Raw genomic sequence first — 21,231 nt, forward strand, 5'->3', positions numbered from 1 at the left:
GGGTAGCCTGAGGGCATGGCCCGCGCGATCGTCTACACCGAGTTCGGATCCCCCGCTGTCCTCCACCTGATGGAGGTGCCTGACCCCGTGCCCGTCCGCGGCGAGGCGCTGGTGCGCATCGAGGCGGCCGGCGCCAACCCCATCGACGCCAAGCTCCGCGGCGGCAAGCGCCCCTCCGCGCCGATCACCGAGCCGCGTCCGGTCGGGTTCGACGGCGCCGGGGTGATCGAGGTGCTGGGCGAGGGCGTGGACGGGTTCGAGGTCGGCGACCGCGTCGCGATCCGCGACACGCTCGGGACCTACGCCTCCGCCCTCGCGGTCGAGGCCGACAAGCTCGTGAAGCTCCCGGACGCCGTCACCGCGGCCGAGGGGGCGGCGATCGGCATCCCGGCCGGCACCGCCTATCAGTCCCTCCGCTCGCTCGCCGTGACGGCCGACGACGTGCTCCTCGTGCACGCGGGCTCGGGTGCGGTCGGCCAGGCCGCCGTGCAGTTCGCGGTCGCCTGGGGCGCGACCGTGATCGCCACCGCGAGCCCCGCCCGGCACGACCAGCTCCGCGAGCTCGGCGCGATCCCCGTGGCCTACGGAGACGGGCTGCTCGACCGCGTCCGCGCGGCGGCCCCCTCCCCCGTGACCGTCGTCTTGGACTGTGCGGGCACCGACGAGGCGATCGAGACCTCCATCGCCCTGGTCGCCGACCGCGACCGCATCGCGACCATCGTCCGTGGCCCCGACGCCGCCGACTTCGGTATCCGGGCGTTCTCCGGCGGCTCGCCCGAGCCGCTCACGCCGCAGGAGCTGGAGTGGCGCGCAGAAGCGCTGCAGAAGACGGTCGACCTGCTGGCCGCGGGCGACTTCACCATCGAACTCGGCCCGGAGCTGCCCCTCGACCAGGCGGCACGGGCCCATGAGCTCATGGAGACCGGCGCCGCCTCCGGGAAGATCATCCTCGTCCCCTGATGGATCAGGGTCGTACCGGAGCGGAATTGGTGTCACCACCGGTTATGTCGGCGTCGAGAAGGACAGGCCCGCCGCCAGCCTTCAGCCCAGCGATAAGCTGCGCGCATGACTGAATCTCTGGGGGATTCTCCGGACGAACTCGCCGTGACCGAGCGCAAGCTCGGCCGTCGGGCATGGCTGATGACGCTGCTCGGAGTGGGTTGGGTCGCGATGACGATCGGCGCAGCGTTTCTCGTCGCCGACCTCACCGGACAATGGATCCCGACCGTCTTCCTCGGACTCACGTTCGGCCTCGGTGTGTTCATCCCCCTGATTCGAGATCAGAAGCGGCGCAGACGGGAGCTCTTCGACACGGGTAGCGGTCAGGGAATCAGATGACTGCGAAAGACCCCGTCCCGTCCCTGACTCAGCAGCGCCTCGCCCTCGGACGCTTGCGTCTGACCGCGCTCTTCATGATGATCGGCTGGGGCGCAGTCGCCGCACTTCGGGGCTTAGGGGGCCTCGACGTCGCCGAGGTTATCGACTGGATCGCCTTCCTCTTACCACTGGCACTCGCGTTGTACGGCGTGAAGCTGTGGTTCGACTATCGCCGCAAGGTACGAGCATTCGAGGCTGCGCACGGACCCGACGCCGGCAAGCAGCCGTAGCACGACGCTCTCCCCTCTCGTACCCTGCGTCACCGCCGGAGTTCCCCGCGTGAGCACATCTCGGGGTGATCCGAAGGCCGGTCCGGCCGGTTGAGACGATCGTTGCCGCAACGGATCCTGGCTCAGCTTGTGCTCAGTTCTTTGAGGACGAGGCCCGTCACCTGTCTATCGTCGCCGTACCTGGCAAGGCTCTGCCATCCTCGCGATGAGTACAACTGGACTGCCGGGTCCTGAGGGTTGCTGGATGTTGCGAGCAGGGCGCAGTGATGGTCGAGGTCGGCGAGCAGAGCGTCATGTAATCGACCGCCGATGCCTCGTCCACGAGCCTCGCGAATCACCGCGAGCTCCACGAACTCAAAGTGACCACCGACCCATCCCTCGACCTTCGGGCCCAGCTCACGGGTGAACGTCTCGGCCCAGACCTGCCCCTCGCCGAGGCGGCACGGGCCCATGAGCTCAGGGAGACCGGCGCCGCCTCGGGGAAGATCATCCTCGTCCCCTGACCCCGCGAGGTCAGGCGGGAGCGACGGGGCGGCCGAGCGAGAGCATCAGCCGGTTCGCCCAGTTGAAGAAGGCCGCGCCGTACACGACGTCCGCGATCTCGAGGTCGTCCAGTCCGGCCGCACGGAGGCGCGCGATGTGCGCGGGACCGAACGTGCGGGGCGTGTCGGTCAGCGCGACCGCGGCGGCGACGATCGCGTTCCAGCGCTCCCCGAGATCCGCGTCCACGCCCTCGGCGAGGAGCGTATCGACGTCCCCCGGCCGCTTGCCGTGGTGCGCCGCGAACCGGGAGTGCACGGAGGCACAGAACACGCAGCCGTTGCGGCGGGAGGCTGCGGTGGCCGCGAGCTCCCGCTCGGCGCGTGGGAGGCCCTCCGCGGTGTTGTAGAAGATGTCCTTGTCGACGAGGGTGCGCGCGCGGAGCACCTCGGGGTCGCGCGCGAGCAGCCGGAAGTACTCGTTCTTCGCGCGGGCGGCGTCGACGAGGCCGTCGAGGTGTCGCGGGGTGAGATCCTCCTCCGCCAGCGGCGCGAGGTGCGGCGTCCAGCCGACCTCGGCGCGGGTGAAGGCGTCGGGATACGGGGCGTCGTCGTGGCGGAGCACGGTGTCGGCGGCGGTCATGCGGCCTCCTCGTCGGTGTCGGTGTCGGTATCTGTGGCGGTGGCGGTCAGCCCGGCGTCCTGGAGCACCCGCAGGCCGGTGACGACCCGCTGCTGGAAGGCGAGGAACGACACGAGCTGCGACAGTGTCACGATGCCGTCCGTCGACCAGCCGGCGTCGTGCAGGCGGCCGAGATCGGCGCCCGATGCCTCGCGGGGACGGAACACCAGCAGGTGCGTGTGCGCGAGAGCCGCCGCGAGGCGCTCCCCCAGGGCGGCCGACGCCGCCGCGTCCGGCACGTACCGCGCGCCGTCGGTGCTCTCCGCCTCCAGCCCGCGTTCGGTGTAGGCGCCGAACGGTCCCGTGGTCGCGGCGGCGTCGGCCACTCGGGCGACGATCGCGGCGCGCTCCGGGTCGATCTCGCGGGCCCTCTCGGCGTAGAACTCCGCCGTGTGGTCGTCGGCACCGGCGAGCGCGGTCGCGAACGCCGCGATGAGCGCGCGCTCCGCGAGCGACACGTGCTCCGCGGAGACCGGGTGGAACAGCGCGTCGAAGCTCGCCTGGAGCTGCTCCCTGGTCACGGGACGGCGACGACGCAGCGCATCCAGCTCCGGCGTCACCCCCGTCAGCTGGTCGACGATGTCGGCGGTCATGCGTTCTCCTTCACGGTGGGGGTGTTCTCGGTCGTGCGGGTGCTCTCGGGATCCGGCGGACTCAGCGCGTAGCCGAGGGCCGGGGCGACCTCCGTCGCGAACAGCTCGATCGAGCGCAGGACGTGGGCGTGCGGCGCGTCGACCGAGTGCACCTGGAACGCCACCTCGGTCGCGCGGTGCAACGTGGCGTCGGCGGCGAGCGAGGCGGCGACCTCCTCGGGCGTGCCGAGATGCGTGTCGAGAGCGGCGATGAGGTCGTCGAGGTCGTCTCCGGGGATCGTCTGGCCCTGCCGACGGAAGCCCTCGGCCGCGCGCCGCAACCCGACCTCGGCGAACCGGAGCGCCTCGGCGCGGTCGTCCGCCACGAACACGGTGCGGGAGGCGGTGATGCGCGGGGTCGCCTCGGCGGGGAGCGCGTCGAGGTACGCGTCGATGATGGGGTCCTGCAGCGCGGACAGCGGCGCGTGCAGCCGGTCGTGGGGGCGGGGCTGTGTGCGGGACAGGAGCAGTCCGTGACCGTGGACGCCCGCCCGATGACCGCCGGGGGCCGAGAACGTCGCCTGCCAGATGCGCGCGGCCAGCGACCCTGCGTCCGGATACAGCGTGTTCCCCGCACCGATGTCCCGGCCGGCGAGAGCGTCGAGCAGGAGACTGAGCTTGCGGTCGTAGGTGGGCCCCTTGTCGCGCACGTCCTCCCCGAAGGGCGCGAAGGATGACGGGGTACCGCCGCTGCCGAGCCCGAGGTCGATCCGCCCGTCGGCGAGCAGGTCGGCCACCACGGCGTCCTCGGCCACGCGGACCGGGTCTTCGAGGGGCAGGGTGATGATCCCGGTGCCGAGGCGGATCCGCGAGGTGCGTGCCGCCGCGTGCGCGAGGAAGACGAGCGGCGAGGGCAGCCCGCCTTCCGCAGCCCGGAAGTGGTGCTGCGCCACCCACGCCCTCCCCACGCCGTGCTCCTCGGCGTGCTGGATCTGCGTCAGGGCGAGGCGGTAGCGGTCGGCCGGGGACGCGTCGTCGAGGAGCCGCGTGAAGAACGCGACGGTGGGACGAGGGGTGGTGCTCATGCGAGGATCTCCGTTCGTCCGGGGACCGCGGCCAGCAGCTCCCGGGTGTTCTCGTGCTGCGGGTCGTGGAACAGCTCTTCGGTCGGCCCGTCCTCCACGACGCGTCCGCGGTGCATGACGGAGACGGTGTGGCTGATGCGGCGCACCACGGCGAGGTCGTGCGAGATGAAGAGGTAGGTGAGTCCGAGCTCGGCCTGGAGCGCGGAGAGCAGTTCGAGGATGCGTGCCTGCACCGTCACGTCGAGCGCCGACACCGCCTCGTCGAGCACGAGGATCTCCGGGTCGACGGCGAGCGCCCGCGCGATCGCGACCCGCTGGCGCTGCCCGCCGGACAGCTCGCTCGGGGTGCGGCGTGCCGCATCCGCCGGCAGCGCCACGCGTTCGAGCAGCGCGACCGCCCGATCCCGACGCTCGGAGCGGGTGCCGATGCGGAAGTTGTGCAGCGGCTCGGCCACGATGTCGGCGATCTGCTGCCGCGGGTCGAGGGAGGCGAACGGGTTCTGGTACACGAGCTGGATCCGCCGGCGCAGCGCACGCAGTCGCGCCCCCTCGACGGCCGTCGCGTCCTCCCCCGCGAGCTCCACGGTCCCGGCGTCCGGACGGAGGAAGCGCGTGACCAGGCGCGCGGTCGTGGACTTGCCCGATCCGGACTCGCCGACCAGGGCATGGGTCGTCCCGCGCCGTACCCGGAAGGAGACGTCGTCGACCGCCCGGAAGCGCTCACGACCCGCGACCCGGAACTCCTTCACGAGGCCCGCGGCCACGATCTCGTAGGGCTTCTCGGCGGCCACCGCCGCGGCATCCCGGAGGAACGGCGGCGCGTCCGGACGCCGGAAGCCGGTCGTGAAGGCGGGCGCGTCGGTGAGCAGCTGCCGCGTGTACGGGTCTTCCGGATCGGCGAGCACCTGCGCACTCGGCCCCTGCTCCACGATCCGGCCGTCCTTCAGCACCGCGATCCGCGCCGCCCGGTCCGCGGCGACGCCGAGGTCGTGCGTCACGAGCAGGATGCTCGTGCCGTCCTCGCGCTGCAGTTCGTCCAGCAGGTCCAGCACGCGGCGCTGGACCGTGGCGTCGAGGGCGCTGGTGGGCTCGTCCGCGATGAGCAGCCGAGGGCGGAGGGCGATCGCGGCCGCGATGAGCACGCGCTGCCGCATGCCGCCGGAGAGCTCGTGCGGATACTGGCGCGCCCGCAGCTCGGGGTCGTCCAGCCCGACGCGCTCGAGCAGCTCGAGCACGCGGGCGTTCCGGGAGCGACGGTCGCGATGCCCGTGCAGGCGCAGCACCTCGGCGACCTGCACGCCCACGGGGCGCACCGGGTCGAGCGACGTCGTCGGATCCTGCGGCACCAGCCCGATCTCCGACCCGCGGATGCCGCGGAACGCCCGATCCGACCATCCGGAGATGTCGAGGTCGCCGAGCCGGACGCGGCCGCCCTCGACCCGTCCACCCTCCGGCAGCAGGCCGAGGAGGGCGTGCGCCGTGGTGGACTTGCCGGAGCCCGACTCGCCGACCAGGGCGAGCGTCTCCCCCTCGGCGATGGCGAACGAGAGGCCGTGCACGACCTCGCGGCCGGCGTACGAGACCCGCAGGTCCGTCGCCGTGAGGACGGGGGTTGGCGCGCTCATCGGGCGCTCCTTCCGAGCCGGTGGCTGATGCGGTTGGCGCTGAGCACGACGGCGACCACCACGAGGCCGGGCAACGCCGTGAGCCACCAGGCGGTCGCGATGTAGTTGCGTCCCTCGGCGATCAGCAGCCCCCACTCGGGGGTGGGCGGCGGAGCGCCGTAGCCGAGGAAGCCGAGGGTGGAGATGGCGAGGATGGCCGTGCCGAACTGCAAGGCGGCGAGCGCGACGATCGGGGTGAGGGCGTTCGGGAGCACATGCCGGCGCAGCACGGCGACGAAGGTGCCGCCGCTGCCGAAGGCCGCCTCGACGTACTCGGTGCGGCGCACCCGTGCCACCTCGGCGCGCATGAGCCGGGCGAAGGCGGCGACGCTGCCGAGTCCCACGGCGATCGCCGCGTTGACGGTGCCGAAGCCGAGCAGGATGATGACGGAGAGCGACAGCAGCAGCCCCGGGATGGCCAGCAGCACGTCGACGATCCGCATCAGCACGTCGTCCACGATGCCGCCGGTCGCACCGGCGACGGCCCCGAGGAGCGTGCCGAGCGCGAGGCCGACCGTCACGGCGATGAGCGCACCCGACAGCGAGTGCACCGCGCCGTGGACGACCCGGCCGAACAGGTCGCGGCCCAGCGCATCGGTCCCGAACCAGTGCGCGGCGCTCGGGGGCAGGAGCTTGTCGGCGGGCACGCCGGTCAGCGGATCGCCCGGCGCGAAGACCCCCGGGATCACCGCCCACAGCACCGCCACGGCGACGACCGCGAACGCGAGGTACAGCCCCCAGGCGCGCGACCGCCGTCGCGGATGGGATGCGGAGACGGGCGCCGGGGCGGACGGCGCGGGCGGGGCATCCGACGTCTCGACCGACGTCTCGGCGATGACGGGAGCGGTCATGCGGGCACCTCCTGGGCGGCGGGACGGACGGGGCGGGAACGGGCCGCGCGCGCCGATCGCCGCTGCCGCGGGTCGATCAGGGGCGTGGCGAGGTCGACGGCGAAGCTGATCACCACGAACCCCAGGGCCGACAGCAGCACCACCCCCTGCAGCACCGGGATGTCCTGGTTCGCGACCGCCTGCTCCGTGAGGCGTCCGATGCCGGTGCGGCCGAAGACCGTCTCGGTGACCACCGCACCCCCGACGAGCTCTCCGAACAGCACCCCCGCGATGGTGAGCGTCGGGACGGCGGCGTTGCGTGCGACCGCGCGGGTGAGCACCCAGGCCGGCGGCGCGCCCTTCGCCCGGACCACGGTCACGAACGGCTGTGCCTGCACCCGGTCGATCGACCGGACCAGCACCTGGGCGAGGGGCGCCGAGATCGGCACGGCGAGCGTGAGGACGGGGAGGATCAGGCCGCTGACGGGATCGGCTCCCACGATCGGCACCCAGCCGAGCCCGAACGAGAACACCTGGATGAGGAGGATGCCGAGCCAGAACACCGGCACCGCGACGAACAGCCCCGGCACCTGCCGCAGACCGTCCCGCAGCCAGGCGAAGGGCGCGAGCGCGGAGAGCGCCGCGATGAGGACCGCGATGAGGACGGCGACCACCAGTCCGAGCGCCGCGAGCAGCAGCGTGGCGGGCAGCGCTTCGGCGAGCATCGTCCGCACCGGCGTGCCGTACTGGGTCGAGTAGCCGAAGTCGCCGGCGAGGAAGCCGAGACCGGCGTGCAGGTACTGCTCCCCCCACGGCACGTCGGCACCGTAGGTCGCGCGGATGTCGTCGAGCTGCTCCGGCGAGAGCCCCAGGCTCGGGTCGGAGAACTTGATGAGGATGGCGTCTCCCGGCAGCAGCTGCAGCAGGAAGAACGTGGCCGTGAAGGCCGCGATCAGCACGATCGCGGCCTGCCCGGCCCGTCGGAGGACGAAGGTCATGGGGTCACCGTGGTCCTCAGTGCTCCGCGAGCCACACGCCGGAGAACGTGGGGCGGCCGACCGACTCGAAGGCGACGCCGTGCACATAGGTGGCCGCACCGTAGACCTGCGGCTCCTCGAAGAGCGGGATCACGTACGCCTGCTCCGCGATGTAGTCCTGCACGGCCTGCGAGGCGGCCACCCGCTTCTCGGCGTCCGGCTCGGAGGCCACGGCGAGCAGCAGCTCGTCCAGCGTCGCGTCCTGGGAGATGAGCACGTCGCGGTTCTTCGTGAAGTACTGGCTCTTGATCACGTCGAGGTCCGCACGGCCGACCATCGAGTGGTAGAACCCCGTCTTCAGCGGATCACGGGTGTCCTCCGCGTAGCTGCCCGCGTCGCCGGGCTTGACGGTGAGCTCCACCCCGACCGCCGCGAGCTGCTGCGCCACGAGCTCCAGGGTCTGCTTCGACAGGGGCTGCGGCTTGGCCTCGTAGACCGTGATCGACAGCCGCTCGCCGTCCTTCTCCCTGATGCCGTCGGCGCCGGGCTCCCAGCCGGCCTCGTCGAGCAGCGCCTCCGCTTTCTCCGGATCGTGGGCGTAGTGCGCGGACTCGTCCTTGTATCCCGCGGCCTGGGAGGACAGCACCGACGTGGCCACCGGGTAGTTCTCGGTGAACAGGGTGTCGACGACCTCCTGCGCGTCGACCGCGGCGATGATCGCCTGGCGCACGCGGATGTCGGACAGCAGCGGGTTCTCCGGGCGGAGGGCGATCGAGTTGTTCACGCCGCGGGTCTGCGGGGCGTACAGCGTGAATCCGGCGCCCTCGACGCGGTCCTCGTCGAACGCCTGCACGTAGCGGACATAGTCGGCCTGGCCCGCGAGCAGCGACCCGATGCGCACGGAGTCCTCGGGCGTGACCAGCACGTGCACCGCGTCGAGGTAGGGCCGACCGTCGTTCTCGGCGCTGTCCGGGCCCCAGGCGTAGTCGTCGCGGGCGGTGAGGGTGTACTCGGTACCGAGCTTCTCGTCGGTGACGGTGAAGGGCCCGGAGCCGATGATCTCCTCCGCATTGCCCGCGCCGAAGTCCTCGATCGTGCCGTCCAGGGTCTCCGGGGACAGCAGTCCCGAGTTGATGGTCGACGTCGCCTGCAGGAAGCCGGGCGACGGCGCGCTGAAGCGGAACGTCACGGTGTCCTCGTCCACCACCTCGCTGCCGGCGTAGTTGTTGATGGCCTCGGAGACGGTGAGCCCGCGCTCGGCGTCGCCCAGCCCGTAGGTGTCGAAATTCTTCGCCACGGCAGCGGCGTCCACGGGCGTGCCGTCCGAGAACGTCACGTCCGGGTTGAGGTCGAAGGTGTACTCCGTGGCGTCGTCGTTCACGGTCCACTCCGCGGCGATCCACGGCTCGATCTCGAGCGTCTCCGGGTTCTGCCAGGTGAGCCGGGCGGCGATGTTGTTGACGATGCCGCCGTTCGGGTAGAAGCCGGCCTGCGGCGGATACAGGTTCGTGTAGGCCTGGTGCTCGAGGTAGGTGAGCGTGCCGCCGGTGACGGGGTCTCCCGCCGCGGCCGGGGTGTTCCCCGGCGCGGGCGAGGTGGCGCAGGCGGCGAGGCTGCCGATCAGGACGAGCGGGACCGCGACGGCGGCGGTGCGGATGAGGCGGCGGTTCATGCGGAGGGCTCCTCGAGTTCGGAAGGCAGGGTGTGTGCGGAAGGGGTGCGAGTGGTGTTCACGGTAGGAAGCGGCGGGGTGCAGCGGCGAGGCCGCGGACTCCGGGTGTCGCGAGACGACACGCGTGGTCACGCGCCGACACGCGACGTCACACGGAGGCGGTCGCGCAGCGTCTCCGCGCGGGACCCCTGGCCGGTCTCGTCCGGGGCGCGGAGGAGACCGCGACGACGGAGCTCGGGGGCTGCGAGGCGGGTGAAGGCCTCGAACTGCCCGGGCTGGAACGCCGAGAGGACGTTGAAGCCGTCGGCGGCGCCCTCGTCGCGCCAGTGCGCGAAGTGGTCGGCGATCGTGCCGGCGTCGCCGACGACGAAGGCCGCAGGGACGGCGTGCGCGGCGACGAGATGCCGCCAGGTCGGGGCGTCCGGCGTCCCGACCCGGAGTCCGGCGATCCCCGCGAGCCGTTCGACGAGCGCGGCGCCCCGCTCCCCCAGGCGTGCGGCCTCGGCGACCGTCACCGGGGTGTCGAAGGCTGCGGCCCGCAGCGGGTCGTCGGCGGCCACCTCCAGCGCGTCGGCCAGAGCCTCCACCGTGCGGTTCGCCGGGAACCCGACGCGCTCCCGCTGCCCGCCCTCCGCGAGCGGGACGAGTTCCAGCAGCCGCCGGACGATCCGGTGGGCGGCTGCGTCGGACTCCGCGACGACGGGGAGCACCGGGGCGATGACCTTCAGCTCCTCCGCGGGACGGCCCGCCTCCGCCGCGATCTCCCGCAGCAGACGCCGCGTGGCCACGGCGTCGGCGAGGGTGGGGGCGGCGATCAGGGCGAGGTCGGCGGCGGTCGCCGCGAGCGCCCGCGACCGCGGCGAGGTCCCCGCGTGCACGATCGGGATGCGCCCCTGCGGCGGGCGGGCGACGTTGAGCGGGCCGGCGACCCGCACGTGTGCACCCTGGACGTCGGCGGCGCGCAGCCCCCGGGGGTCGATGAGCACACCGCGCTCGGCGTCGGCGATCCAGGCGTCCTCGGCCCAGGAGTCCCAGAGTCGGCGCAGGGCGACGACGAACTCCTCCGCACGGTCGTAGCGCGTCTCGGTGTCGGCGTGCGCGTCCCGACCGGGGTTGCCGGCGGCCCGCGGCTCCGCGCCGGTCACGAGGTTGATCCCGGCGCGCCCGTGCGTGAGGACGTCGAGCGATGCCAGCGCCCGCGCCGTGGCGTAGGGGTCGGCATAGGTGGTGTTCACCGTCGCGATGAGCCCGATCCGCGAGGTCACCCCGGCGAGGAACAGCACCGCGCTCAGCGGGTCGATACGGGCCAGGAGGTACGGATCGCGGAACTCCAGGTCGGGCCCGGTCGCGAGCCAGTCGCCGAAGAAGAGGTAGTCCAGGCCGGCGTCCTCCCCCGCCCGCGCGATACGGCGGAGGATGTCGGCGTCGCCTGCGGGGTCACGGTGGGCGCCGGGATACCGCCATCCGGAGGGGTAGGCGCCGAGGGTGCGCACCATGGCGCCGATCACGAGGGGTTCCGTCATGCCGACACGGTAGGAGCGCGACGGCGGCCCCGGCCACGACGGCGATGCCGGAGGTCACCGGACGTCACAGACGGTCACATGCGCCACCCTCTACGCTGAGAGGATGACTGGACTTCGTTGGGGAATCCTCGCGACCGGCGGCATCGCCGGCGCCTTCGCATCCGATCTGCGCACGGCCGGCCTCGACCTCGTCGCGGTGGGCTCGCGCTCGCAGGAGTCGGCCGACGCCTTCGCCGCACGCTTCGACATCGCGCACGCGCATCCGTCGTACGAGGCGCTGGTCTCCGATCCCGACGTCGACATCGTCTACGTCTCCACGCCGCACCCGATGCACCACGAGAACGCCCGGCTCGCCCTGGAGCACGGCAAGCACGTGCTCGTGGAGAAGGCGTTCACCCTCAACCGCGCCCAGGCCGAAGACCTCCAGCGGCTCGCCGCCGAGCGCGGGCTGCTCGTGATGGAGGCGATGTGGACGCGCTACCTGCCGCACATGGTCCGCATCCGCGAGCTCCTCGCCGACGGCGCCCTGGGGGAGATCCGCGCCGTGAGCGCCGACCACACGCAGCAGCTGCCCACCGACCCCGCACACCGTCTGAATGCGCTCGAGCTCGGCGGCGGCGCGCTGCTCGACCTCGGCATCTACCCGATCTCCTTCATCTGGGACATCCTCGGGGCACCGACCACCATCCGCGCCGTGGGGCGTCTGGTCGAGACCGGGGCCGATTCCGAGGTCGCCACCGTCATGATCCACGAGAGCGGGGCGGTCTCCACGAGTCTCTCCTCCTCGCGCGGTGCCGGCCCCAACGCCGCGAGCATCGTCGGCACCGAGGCCCGCATCGACATCGATCGGGTCTGGTACACCCCCACCTCCTTCCGCGTCGTGCGGCCGGACGGCACCGTGCAGGAGGAGTACGTCTCGGAGGTCGAGGGCCGCGGCATGCAGTTCCAGGCGCTCGCGGCCGAGCGTCTGGTCCGCGACGGTCTCCTCGAGGGCGACATCCTCCCCATCGCGGAGAGCGTCGCCATCATGGGGGCCCTCGACGAGATCCGTGCGCAGATCGGCGTCCGGTACCCCGGTGAGGAGGACGACCGTGGCTGAGACGACCGACGCCCGTGTGGCGGTGTACCTGGACTTCGACAACATCGTCATCTCCTGGTACGACCGCGTCCACGGCCGCAACTCCTACGGCAAGGATCGCCAGCGCATCACGGAGCACCCGAACGACCCCGAGGTCGCCGAGCGGCTGAACCGGGCGATGATCGAGGTCGGCGCCATCATCGACTACGCGGCGTCCTTCGGCACGCTCGTGCTGACGAGGGCGTATGCGGACTGGTCGTCGCCGGTCAACGCCGAGTACCGCTCGCAGCTCGTGGCGCGCGCGGTGGACCTCGTGCAGCTCTTCCCCGCCGCGGCGTACGCGAAGAACGGCGCGGACATCCGGCTGGCGGTCGACGCAGTCGAGGACATGTTCCGCCTGCCGGACCTGACCCACGTCGTCATCGTGGCGGGCGACAGCGACTATGTGCCGCTCGCCCAGCGCTGCAAGCGCCTCGGCCGGTACGTGATCGGGGTGGGCGTGGCCGGGTCCACGGCGAAATCCCTCGCGGCCGCGTGCGACGAGTTCGAGTCGTACGACTCGCTCCCCGGCGTGGCGCGTCCGACGAAGGCGGCACCGGCCGCCGCCCCCGCGGTCGAGGTTCCGGCGGAGCCGTCCGCCCCGGCCACCGCGGACACGGGTGCCCCGAAGCCCAAGACGGCGTCGAAGTCGCGCACGAAGGCCAAGAGCAAGCCCACCGCCGAGGAGCCCAAGGTCGAGGAGAAGATCGACGACCAGGGCGAGGCCACACGCCTCCTGGAGCGGGCGCTGCGTCTGGGCCACGACAAGGCGGACGCCGACGAATGGCTGCACAGCTCCGCGGTCAAGACGCACATGCGCCGCATGGACCCGTCCTTCAGCGAGAAGGCCCTCGGCTACCGGTCGTTCTCCGACTTCCTCAAGTCGCGCGACGACATCGCCGAGCTCGAGGAGACCGGGCACGAGCGCCTGGTCCGCCTGCGGGAGCCCTGAGCACGGCCGGTCGTCCGCCCTGCCGTCACTGATGGCGGAACGCGGCGTCGAAGGCGGCTTCGGGCTGCGGCCACAGCAGGGAGCGCACGAAAGCCAGAGCCTCAGGGGCTCCGTGCAGGCGGTCCATACCGGCGTCCTCCCACTCGATCGAGATCGGTCCGTCGTAGCCGACCGCGTCCAGCGCACGGAAGGCGTCCTCCCACGGCACGTCGCCGTGGCCGGTGGAGACGAAGTCCCAGCCGCGCCGGGGGTCGCCCCACGGCAGGTGCGAGCCGAGCACCCCGGCCCGCCCGTTCCGCGGGCGCAGACGGGTGTCCTTGCAGTCGACGTGGTAGATCCGGTCGGCGAAGTCGACGATGAAGCCGACGGGGTCGATGTTCTGCCACATCATGTGCGAGGGGTCCCAGTTGAAGCCGAACGCGTCGCGGTGGTCGATCGCGTCGAGGGTGCGGACGCTCGACCAGTAGTCGTACGCGATCTCCCCCGGGTGGACCTCGTGGGCGAAGCGCACGCCCTCCCCGTCGAACACGTCGAGGATCGGATTCCACCGGTCAGCGAAATCCTGGAAGCCCTGGGCGATCACCGCCTCCGGCACCGGCGGGAACATCGCGACATAGGGCCAGATCGACGACCCGGTGAAGCCGACGACGGTGTCGACGCCGAGCTTCCCGGCCACCCTTGCCGCCCGCTTCATGTCCTCCGCGGCCCGCTGCCGTACACCCTCGGCCTCGCCTTCGCCCCAGACGTACGGGCGCAGGATGCCCTGGTGCCGGAAGTCGATCGGGTCGTCGCACACCGCCTGCCCGGCCAGGTGGTTGGAGATCGCGAACACCTGCAGCCCGTGCCGGTCGAGGATCTCGCGGCGGGACGCGACGTAGGCGTCGTCCTCGTCCGCCCGACGGAGGTCGAGGTGGTCGCCGGACGCGGCGATCTCCAGCCCGTCGTAGCCCCACTCCGCCGCGAGGCGGGCCACCTCCTCGAACGGGAGGTCGGCCCACTGGCCGGTGAACAGGGTGACCGGGTGACTGCTCATGGATACTCCTTCGTATCGCGGGGGCTTCGTGTCGCGGACGGGGGTTCAGGCACCGAGGGCGCGCAGGTGGGCGATGCTGCGGGCGGCGAGGTCGTCCTGGCTCGCGGCGAGCGGTCTCCAGACGGAGGCGGCGACGGCGATCGTCGCGTTCTCCCCCGTGAAGCTCTCCAGTCCTAGGGCGCCGCGGTAGCCGGCGTCGTCGAGCGCGCGGAGCATCTCCGGCCAGTCGGTGTGGTCGTCGCCCACGGCACCGCGGTCGCTGCCGCACACCTGCACGTGCGCGATGGCGGCGCCGGCCGCGCGGACCGCATCGGCCGGCCGCTTCTCCTCGATGTTGAGGTGGTAGGTGTCGAGGGCCAGCCCCACCCCGGCACCGAGCAGCGGCGCCAGCGCGTCCAGACTCTGCGCCACGGTGTTCAGCACGCTGGTCTCGTAGCGGTTGAGCGGCTCGACGGCCAGCGTCACGCCGATCGCCGCGGCCTCCCTGGCGAGCGGAGCGAGGTTCTCCCGGAGCTCGCCGACGACCTCCGCCCGCTCCGTCTCGTCCATGCGCCAGGTGACGCCGGTCGGCGCGTAGAACGGTCCGGCGACGACCGAGGCCCCGAGCACGGCCGCGGCGTCCAGGCACGCGCGGAGGTAGTCCTGCGTCGCGGCGACGTCTCCGGCGCGTGCGAGCAGCGAGCGGCCGGGACCCATCGCGCCGACCACGACCGCGCCCATGCCGAGGCCGTCCAGCACGGCGCGGGCCCGCAGCGGGTCCCAGTCGCCGACGCTCTCCAGCGGCAGCTCCAGGGCGTCATAGCCCATCCGCGCTGCCGTGCGGGCGAGCGGCTCCAGGGTGTCGTCCGTCAGCGGAGACGTCCAGACCCAGGTGTTGACGGCGATCGTGCGGGGCATCGTTGTCCTTGTGATCGTGCGGGTGCTCCCACCCTCCCACTCGGCGCGGGCCGAGCGGAAGGGCGGGAGCACACGGGGTTACGGGATCTGACGCTCCTGCCAGACCGTCGGGTAACCGGGGAGGTCCTCGCCGCCGAACTTGGCGTAGTGGCCGTCGGGCATCCCCTCGTTCGCCGCGAGGTAGTCGTCCAGCTCGGCCTCGGTGATCGGCTTCTGCGGGAGCACCCACTCCTTCGGCACCTCTTCACCCGCGAAGATCATCTGCGCCGCGAGCAGCGGGGTGCGCCACTGGAAGTTCGAGTACACCGGAGCGAGGCCGGTGAGGCCCGTGTCCTTCCACTTCCGCAGGAAGCTCATCTCGTCCTCGCCGGTCATCACCGGGTAGTCGGCTCCGGCGTCCTCGAAGGCCTCGATGGCGGCGACGGCTCCGTCACCGGCGTCCATCCAGATGCCCTGCACGTCGCCCTTGGCGAGCTCGTCGCTGATGATGCTCTTGATCTCGGCGGGGTCGGCACCGGTGAAGTGGTCGACGGCCTCGATCCCGGCCTCCTCGAACAGCTTCTCGGCTCCGGCCCAGCGGTGCTCCAGCACGTCGACGCCGGGGAGGATCCGGAGAGCCACGACCTTGTCGCCCTCTTCCAGGTTGTCGATGAGGAACTCCGCGGTGTCGATGCCCCAGGCGAAGCCGCCGATCGGGTGGATGAACGTGACAGGGCAGTCGGTGTTCACGCCGCGGTCGAACACGACCACCGGCTTGCCCGTCTCGCACGCCCGCTCGACCGCGGGGGTCATCGCCGCCGTGCTGTTCGGCGAGATGAGGAAGACGTCGCAGTTCCCCTCGGAGATGAAGTAGTCGATGTCGGCGATCTGGGTGTCGTCGGAGTCCTGCGCGTCGCGGGTCTCCATCTCACTGATCGCGCCCGACTCCTGCAGCACCTTCAGCTGCTCGTTCATCGTGATCCAGCCCGTCTGCCGCCACGGGTTCGAGATCGAGGCGTTCGCGAAGCAGGCCTTCTTGGCGCCGGTGCTGGCAAACTCCGACGTGTCGACCATCTCGGCGTTGATGTGCTGCAGGTAGGGCTGGTCGGCGGGGCCCTGGGGGTCGATGCCGCGCTCCTCGTCCTGCTTGTCGAAGAGCTCCTGGTCGAACCACTCGGTGGTCTCGGCCGACTCCTCGGGGTTCTCCGACTCCGCCGGCGCCACGGACGGGTCGGTCGTGCACCCGGCGAGCGCGATGAGGCCGAAGAGGGCCACCCCTGCGGTGGCGATCTTCATCGATCGTCGCATTGCTAATCTCCTCTGGTTGTAGGGCTTGATGCGGTGGTGCGGTTCTGGGGGTTTTCGGTCCCCGCGGTCGGGACGTCCGTCGGCTGGGGACCGCGCCGGCGGCGGGCTCGGAAGGCGACCCCCGCATAGGCGACGGCCGCGATGATGATGACGCCCTGCACGGCGTCGCGGAGCGTGGAGGGGACGCCCGCGATGTTCAGGAGCAGGAACAGCGCCTCCAGCGCGAAGGCTCCGGCCACGGCGCCCACGATCCACCCTCGGCCTCCGCCGAGCACGACGCCGCCGAGCACCACCGCGGTGATCGCGGTGAACTCGTAGCCGCGGCCGACGGACGGGTGCACCCCCGCGTACCCGACGAGCAGGACGGCGGAGAGAGTGGCCGAGAGGGAGGAGAGCACGAACGCGCGGGTCGTGACCCAGGCCCGGCGGGCACCGGCGTAGTCCACCGCGCGGGCGTTGTCGCCGATCGCGATGAGGGTCTTGCCCAGCGGGCGCTTGGTGATGACGATGCCGAGGGCGAGCCAGGCGGCGAGCAGCAGCACGGCCCAGGGCAGGAACTCCAGCACGGGGAGGTCGCGGATCCCGCCGCGACCGATCTCCCGGAAGCTGTCGGCCGGGTTCCCCGTGGCCGCGCCGCCCGTCCACCACATCACGCCGCCGAGCAGGGCGAGCATCATGCCCAGCGTCACGATGAACGACGGCACCTTGAGCAGCGTCGTGAGGACGCCGTTCACGAGCCCCACCACGACGCCGAACACGATCATGAGCAGCAGGACAGGGAGGGTGCGCGCGTCGTCCTGGCCGACGAGGTTGCCGGCGATGATGACCTGCGCCGTGATGAGCGACCCCTGGGAGAGGTCGAACTCCCCCGCGATGATCACGAAGTACTGCCCGATCGCGACGATCGCGATGGGGGCGACGCGCTGCAGGTACCGCATGAACTGCCCGGGCTCGGCGAAGCTCGGGTTGAGCACGGCGACCGCGACGAGCAGGATCACGAGCAGCAGGAAGACCGCCCCGCGGGGGCTGACGAGCGTGCGCAGCGCGTTCATGAGCGCCCTCCTTCCCGCACGGAGGCGGTATCCGCGGCGCTGTCGACGGCGGCGACCTCGGTGGTCGGGTCGGCGAGCTCGGCGGCCGCGACCGCCATGTCGGCTTCGGCCGCCTTCGCGGCATCATCTCCCCCGGTGCGCGTGCCGCCGGCGCCGAAGCGAGGACGGCGCCGCACGATGGCACGCCGACTGTAGACGGCGACCGCGGCGACGATGACGATGCCGCGCACCACGTCCTTGAGGAAGGGGTTCACCTGCAGCACGCTCATGACGTTGTCGACGACGGCGAGGATGGCGACGCCGCCGATGGTGCCCCAGATCGAGCCGCGCCCGCCGAGGAGCAGGGTGCCGCCGAGCACGACCGCGGCGATGGAGAGCAGCGCGTAGCCGCCCTGCTGCCCGACCGTCGGGCTGCCCACGCCGAGACGGCTGGCGAGCAGGAGTCCGGCGAGGCCCGCGAACACGGAGCACAGCACGTGCGCCCAGATCAGCGGGAGGCGGGTGCGCACGCCGCTGAGCCGCGCGATCTCGGGGTCGCCGCCGACGGCGTAGAGATGGGCGCCGGTGCGGGTGCGGTTGAGCAGCACCCAGACCAGCACAGCGAGCGCGATCATGATGAGCGTGGACACCGGGATCGGTCCGACCCCGGTCGCGCCGATGAGCTGGAACGCCCACGGGACCTCGCCTGCCGAACCTTCGAAGTTCGTGTTGAGGATGCCCTGGAGGATCAGCCCGACGCCGAGCGTCGCGATGAAGCCGTTGACCTTGAGCACCGTCACGATGAGCCCGTTCACGAGCCCGATCCCTGCGCACACGAGGAGCGTCACGATCACCGCGAGCGGGATGTTGCCGGCGCTCCCGGCCATCATCGTCGCCGCGAGCAGGCTCGACAGGCTGATGACGTAGGTGACCGACAGGTCGAGCGAGGCGCCGAGCACCACGAGCGTCTGCCCGATGGCCACGAGGCCGAGCACGCTCATCCCGGTCAGGATGTCGCGGATGTTCCCCGGGCTGAGGAAGTTGCGACCGACCGTGGCGACGAGGATCGCGCCGACGACGAGCGCGAGCAGCAGGATGCCGAGCACGATCACGGTCGAGTCGATGCGGAGACGGGCTCCGGAGCGGCGGCTCATCGCGCACCCCCGTTCGTCGAAGGACCGCGGTCGGCGCCGGTGGCCGCCGCGAGGATCTCGTGCTCGGCCGCACCGGCCGGCAGCTCGGCGACGAGTTCGCCGTCGTGCATGACGAGGATGCGGTCGCTCATGCCGATGACCTCCGGCAGCTCGCTCGAGACCATGAGCACGGCCTTCCCCTGTGCCGCCAGCTCGCGCATGAGCTGGTAGACGGCGTACTTGGCGCCCACGTCGATGCCCCGCGTCGGCTCGTCGAAGAGCACGATCTGCGGCTGGGTGAGCAGCCATTTCGCCAGCACCACCTTCTGCTGGTTGCCGCCGGACAGGAAGCGCACCTCCTGATCGAGGCCGCGCGAGGACACCTCCAGCGTGCGGAGCACCCCCGGCACCTCCCGGCGCGACGCCGCGGTGCGTCCCGCGAACACGTTCCGCACCACGAGCAGGGCGTTGTCGAGGATCGACTGCCCCAGCGCGAGCCCCTGCGCCTTGCGGTCCTCGGAGACGAGGGCGAGTCCGGCGCGCACAGCCGCGCGTGGGCCGCCGATCCGCACCGGCTTCCCGTCGATCCGCACGGCGCCGCGGGTGAAGGCCTGGATGCCGAACACGCCCTCCACCAGCTCGGTGCGCCCCGACCCCTGGAGCCCGGCCACCCCGACGATCTCCCCCGCACGGAGCGTCAGCGACACCCCGTCCACGTAGGCGTTCCCGCAGCCGTCGAGCTCGAGTCGGGGCGCGCCGACCGCGGTGCCGGCCACCGGGTCGGGGAAGTACGACTGGATCGACCGCCCGACCATCCGGCGCACGAGCTCGTCGGTGGTCAGCGCCGCGGTCTCGTCCGTGGAGACGAGGGCGCCGTCCTTGAGGATCGTGATCCGGTCGCAGAGGTCGAAGATCTCCTTCAGCCGGTGCGAGACGTAGATGACGGCGACCCCTCGCGACGTGAGCCGGCGGATGATCGCGTACAGCAGCTCCACCTCGCGGTCGCTGAGGGCGGCGGTCGGCTCGTCCATCGAGATCACCTGCGCGTCGAACGACAGCGCCTTCACGATCTCGACGATCTGCTGCTCGGCCACCGTCAGCGAGCCCACCCGGGACTGCGGATCGATGAAGGAGACGCCGAGGTCGCTCAGCAGCTCCCCGGTACGCACGTTCATGGCCCGGACGTCGATGAGCCCCGCGCGCCGCGGCTCCCGGCCGAGGTAGACGTTCTGCGCGACCGTCCGCTCCGGGAGCAGGGTGAACTCCTGGAACACCGTGACGATGCCGGCGTCCATGGCCTGCCGCGGGTGCGCGTGGCGTACCTCCGCGCCCCGGTACGTGATCGTCCCCTCGTCGGCCGGCTGCACGCCCGCGATGATCTTCATGAGCGTGGACTTGCCCGCGCCGTTCTCGCCGACGAGGCCGTGCACCTCCCCCGGCCGCACGTCGAAGTCGATGCCCTTCAGCACCTCCACGCCGAAGAACGCCTTGCGGATCCCGGCCACCTGCAGCACGGGCTGCGTCGTCGTCGCGGTCATGCCGGCACCTCCGTCCAGCGTCCCTCGTGGGCGGCGGAATCGAGCACGGCCTCGGTCAGCACCGCCGCGCGGTGGCCGTCGGCGAACGTCGGCAGTCCGTCGGGGACGTCACCCGCGATCGCGGCGTAGACGTCGGCGACGAAGCCGTTGAAGGCGTCCTGATATCCCATGGCGTGCCCGGCCGGGACACGCTGCAGCCGGGCGGACTCCGGGTCGGCCGCGACGGGGTCGCGCAGCAGCAGCCGCGACTCCTCCCGCATGCCGACCCAGAGCTCCTCCGGCCGTTCCTGCTCGAACCGCAGACTCTGCCGCGTCCCGTGCAGCTCCAGGGTGAGGGCGTTCTTCCGGCCCGCCGCCATCTGCGAGATGAGCAGCGTGCCGAGCGCCCCCGCCGAGGTCTCGACGAGCACGGCGACGATGTCCTCCGTGTCGACGGCTTGCCCTGCCCGCTCGGCGAAGACGCGGCGGGTACGGGCGCTCAGGGTGCGGATCCGGTCGCCCGTGACGAACTCGAGGAGGTCGCACAGATGCGAGCCGATGTCGGCGAAGGCGCGGGAGGCGCCGCCGGACGAGGAGCGCACCCGCCAGTCGTCGTCGGTGGGCCGCAGCATCCAGTCCTGCAGGTACGAGCAGTCCAGCGTGAGCAGCTCCCCGGCCTCACCACGGGCGATGCGCGCCCTGGCCTCGCGCACCATGGGGTGGTAGCGGTACACGAAGGGGACGGCCGCGACGAGCCCCGCCTCGGCGGCGGCCTCGGCGAGGGCGGCCGCATCGGCGGCGGTCGTCGCGAGCGGCTTCTCGCACACGACATGCTTGCCCGCCCGCAGCGCGCGGAGAGCGAGGTCGGCATGCGTGGCATTGGGGGTGCAGATGTGGACGACGTCGATGTCGTCGGCGTCCAGCAGGGCCTCCACGTCGTCGGCCCGTGCGGCGCCGAGCAGCTGCGCGGCCTCCCTGGCGCCCTGCGCGGAACGGGTGGCGACGGCGCGCAGGGCGCCGCCCGCGTCTCGGGCGGCCGTGCGGTGCACGCGGGCCATGAAGCCCCCGCCGAGGATCCCGGTTCGGATCGTCCCGAGACCGGTGTCAGTGACATCCGTTGTCATGGCGGCGAGTCTGACACAGCGACGAGGACTTTTGCTAGCCCTTCGTCAA

22 protein-coding genes are annotated in these 21,231 nt (G+C 71.9%); 6 read left to right on the plus strand and 16 right to left on the minus strand.

All coding sequences use genetic code 11. The features are described from left to right. The first annotated feature begins 15 nt into the window (after nucleotides 1-15). From KVS71_RS06500 to KVS71_RS06510, 3 genes are all read left to right on the plus strand, one after another. On the plus strand, nucleotides 16-960 hold the full coding sequence (locus KVS71_RS06500; RefSeq protein WP_217584165.1) for an NADP-dependent oxidoreductase: 945 nt from the start codon (nucleotides 16-18) through the stop codon (nucleotides 958-960). 105 nt (nucleotides 961-1,065) lie between these two features. After that, entirely contained in the window at nucleotides 1,066-1,338 is a 273-nt protein-coding gene (locus KVS71_RS06505; protein WP_217584166.1) for a hypothetical protein, read from the plus strand. Continuing rightward, nucleotides 1,335-1,607: a hypothetical protein gene (locus KVS71_RS06510; protein ID WP_217584167.1), complete on the plus strand. Its 273-nt coding sequence runs from the start codon at nucleotides 1,335-1,337 to the stop codon at nucleotides 1,605-1,607. Before KVS71_RS06505 ends, KVS71_RS06510 begins: the two co-directional genes overlap by 4 nt. A gap of 122 nt (nucleotides 1,608-1,729) precedes the next feature. Here KVS71_RS06510 and KVS71_RS20425 read toward each other — a convergent pair whose 3' ends face one another. After that, a complete protein-coding gene (locus KVS71_RS20425) occupies nucleotides 1,730-1,957 on the minus strand; it encodes a GNAT family N-acetyltransferase (RefSeq protein ID WP_217584168.1) in 228 nt (75 codons plus the stop codon). Nucleotides 1,958-1,966: 9 nt separating this feature from the next. On the opposite strand from KVS71_RS20425, the gene KVS71_RS06520 reads away from it, so the two are divergent. Next, entirely contained in the window at nucleotides 1,967-2,110 is a 144-nt protein-coding gene (locus KVS71_RS06520) for a hypothetical protein (RefSeq protein WP_217584169.1), read from the plus strand. A gap of 10 nt (nucleotides 2,111-2,120) precedes the next feature. On the opposite strand, the gene KVS71_RS06525 is transcribed toward KVS71_RS06520, so the two are convergent. The 8 genes from KVS71_RS06525 to KVS71_RS06560 all read right to left on the minus strand — a co-directional run bounded on the left by KVS71_RS06525 (nucleotide 2,121) and on the right by KVS71_RS06560 (nucleotide 11,091). Further along, entirely contained in the window at nucleotides 2,121-2,729 is a 609-nt protein-coding gene (locus KVS71_RS06525; RefSeq protein WP_217584170.1) for an alkylhydroperoxidase domain protein, read from the minus strand. Next, complete coding sequence (locus KVS71_RS06530; RefSeq protein ID WP_217584171.1) at nucleotides 2,726-3,361, minus strand: CMD domain protein; 636 nt, start codon at nucleotides 3,359-3,361, stop codon at nucleotides 2,726-2,728. The genes KVS71_RS06525 and KVS71_RS06530 overlap by 4 nt, the downstream gene beginning before the upstream one ends. Beyond that, nucleotides 3,358-4,425, minus strand: a complete 1,068-nt coding sequence (locus KVS71_RS06535) for a putative FMN-dependent luciferase-like monooxygenase (protein ID WP_105950224.1) — start codon at nucleotides 4,423-4,425, stop codon at nucleotides 3,358-3,360. Before KVS71_RS06535 ends, KVS71_RS06530 begins: the two co-directional genes overlap by 4 nt. Continuing rightward, nucleotides 4,422-6,050, minus strand: a complete 1,629-nt coding sequence (locus KVS71_RS06540) for an ABC transporter ATP-binding protein (RefSeq protein ID WP_217584172.1) — start codon at nucleotides 6,048-6,050, stop codon at nucleotides 4,422-4,424. Before KVS71_RS06540 ends, KVS71_RS06535 begins: the two co-directional genes overlap by 4 nt. Further along, on the minus strand, nucleotides 6,047-6,940 hold the full coding sequence (locus KVS71_RS06545; protein WP_105950226.1) for an ABC transporter permease: 894 nt from the start codon (nucleotides 6,938-6,940) through the stop codon (nucleotides 6,047-6,049). The genes KVS71_RS06540 and KVS71_RS06545 overlap by 4 nt, the downstream gene beginning before the upstream one ends. Continuing rightward, nucleotides 6,937-7,917 (minus strand): ABC transporter permease, encoded by a 981-nt coding sequence (locus tag KVS71_RS06550; protein ID WP_105950227.1) that lies wholly within the window; start codon nucleotides 7,915-7,917, stop codon nucleotides 6,937-6,939. The genes KVS71_RS06545 and KVS71_RS06550 overlap by 4 nt, the downstream gene beginning before the upstream one ends. Nucleotides 7,918-7,933: 16 nt before the next feature. Next, the gene (locus KVS71_RS06555; RefSeq protein ID WP_105950228.1) at nucleotides 7,934-9,568 is read right to left on the minus strand and encodes a TIGR04028 family ABC transporter substrate-binding protein; all 1,635 of its coding nucleotides are present in this window, start codon (nucleotides 9,566-9,568) and stop codon (nucleotides 7,934-7,936) included. A 128-nt stretch (nucleotides 9,569-9,696) separates the two neighbouring features. Next, the gene (locus KVS71_RS06560) at nucleotides 9,697-11,091 is read right to left on the minus strand and encodes an NtaA/DmoA family FMN-dependent monooxygenase (protein WP_217584173.1); all 1,395 of its coding nucleotides are present in this window, start codon (nucleotides 11,089-11,091) and stop codon (nucleotides 9,697-9,699) included. 103 nt (nucleotides 11,092-11,194) lie between these two features. Between KVS71_RS06560 and KVS71_RS06565 the strand changes: the two genes are divergently transcribed. Next, on the plus strand, nucleotides 11,195-12,190 hold the full coding sequence (locus tag KVS71_RS06565; protein WP_217584174.1) for a Gfo/Idh/MocA family protein: 996 nt from the start codon (nucleotides 11,195-11,197) through the stop codon (nucleotides 12,188-12,190). Beyond that, nucleotides 12,183-13,160, plus strand: coding sequence for an NYN domain-containing protein (locus KVS71_RS06570; RefSeq protein ID WP_060923159.1), 978 nt, complete (start codon nucleotides 12,183-12,185; stop codon nucleotides 13,158-13,160). Before KVS71_RS06565 ends, KVS71_RS06570 begins: the two co-directional genes overlap by 8 nt. Nucleotides 13,161-13,185: 25 nt before the next feature. On the opposite strand, the gene KVS71_RS06575 is transcribed toward KVS71_RS06570, so the two are convergent. The 7 genes from KVS71_RS06575 to KVS71_RS06605 all read right to left on the minus strand — a co-directional run bounded on the left by KVS71_RS06575 (nucleotide 13,186) and on the right by KVS71_RS06605 (nucleotide 21,182). Next, entirely contained in the window at nucleotides 13,186-14,193 is a 1,008-nt protein-coding gene (locus tag KVS71_RS06575) for a sugar phosphate isomerase/epimerase (protein ID WP_217584175.1), read from the minus strand. Nucleotides 14,194-14,238: 45 nt separating this feature from the next. Next, the gene (locus tag KVS71_RS06580) at nucleotides 14,239-15,090 is read right to left on the minus strand and encodes a sugar phosphate isomerase/epimerase (protein WP_217584176.1); all 852 of its coding nucleotides are present in this window, start codon (nucleotides 15,088-15,090) and stop codon (nucleotides 14,239-14,241) included. Between the two features lie 78 nt (nucleotides 15,091-15,168). After that, entirely contained in the window at nucleotides 15,169-16,377 is a 1,209-nt protein-coding gene (locus KVS71_RS06585) for a substrate-binding domain-containing protein (protein ID WP_144882449.1), read from the minus strand. Nucleotides 16,378-16,379: 2 nt separating this feature from the next. Next, entirely contained in the window at nucleotides 16,380-17,429 is a 1,050-nt protein-coding gene (locus KVS71_RS06590; protein WP_060923163.1) for an ABC transporter permease, read from the minus strand. Further along, nucleotides 17,426-18,562, minus strand: a complete 1,137-nt coding sequence (locus KVS71_RS06595; protein WP_105950231.1) for an ABC transporter permease — start codon at nucleotides 18,560-18,562, stop codon at nucleotides 17,426-17,428. The genes KVS71_RS06590 and KVS71_RS06595 overlap by 4 nt, the downstream gene beginning before the upstream one ends. Further along, nucleotides 18,559-20,079 carry a sugar ABC transporter ATP-binding protein gene (locus KVS71_RS06600; protein ID WP_144882448.1) on the minus strand — a complete coding sequence of 507 codons (1,521 nt, stop codon included), beginning with the start codon at nucleotides 20,077-20,079 and terminating at the stop codon, nucleotides 18,559-18,561. Before KVS71_RS06600 ends, KVS71_RS06595 begins: the two co-directional genes overlap by 4 nt. Then, nucleotides 20,076-21,182 (minus strand): Gfo/Idh/MocA family protein, encoded by a 1,107-nt coding sequence (locus KVS71_RS06605; protein WP_083370901.1) that lies wholly within the window; start codon nucleotides 21,180-21,182, stop codon nucleotides 20,076-20,078. The genes KVS71_RS06600 and KVS71_RS06605 overlap by 4 nt, the downstream gene beginning before the upstream one ends. Nucleotides 21,183-21,231: the final 49 nt, after the last annotated feature.

It is taken from the genome of Microbacterium sp. GbtcB4, from assembly GCF_019091465.1.
Lineage (GTDB): Bacteria > Actinomycetota > Actinomycetes > Actinomycetales > Microbacteriaceae > Microbacterium > Microbacterium paraoxydans.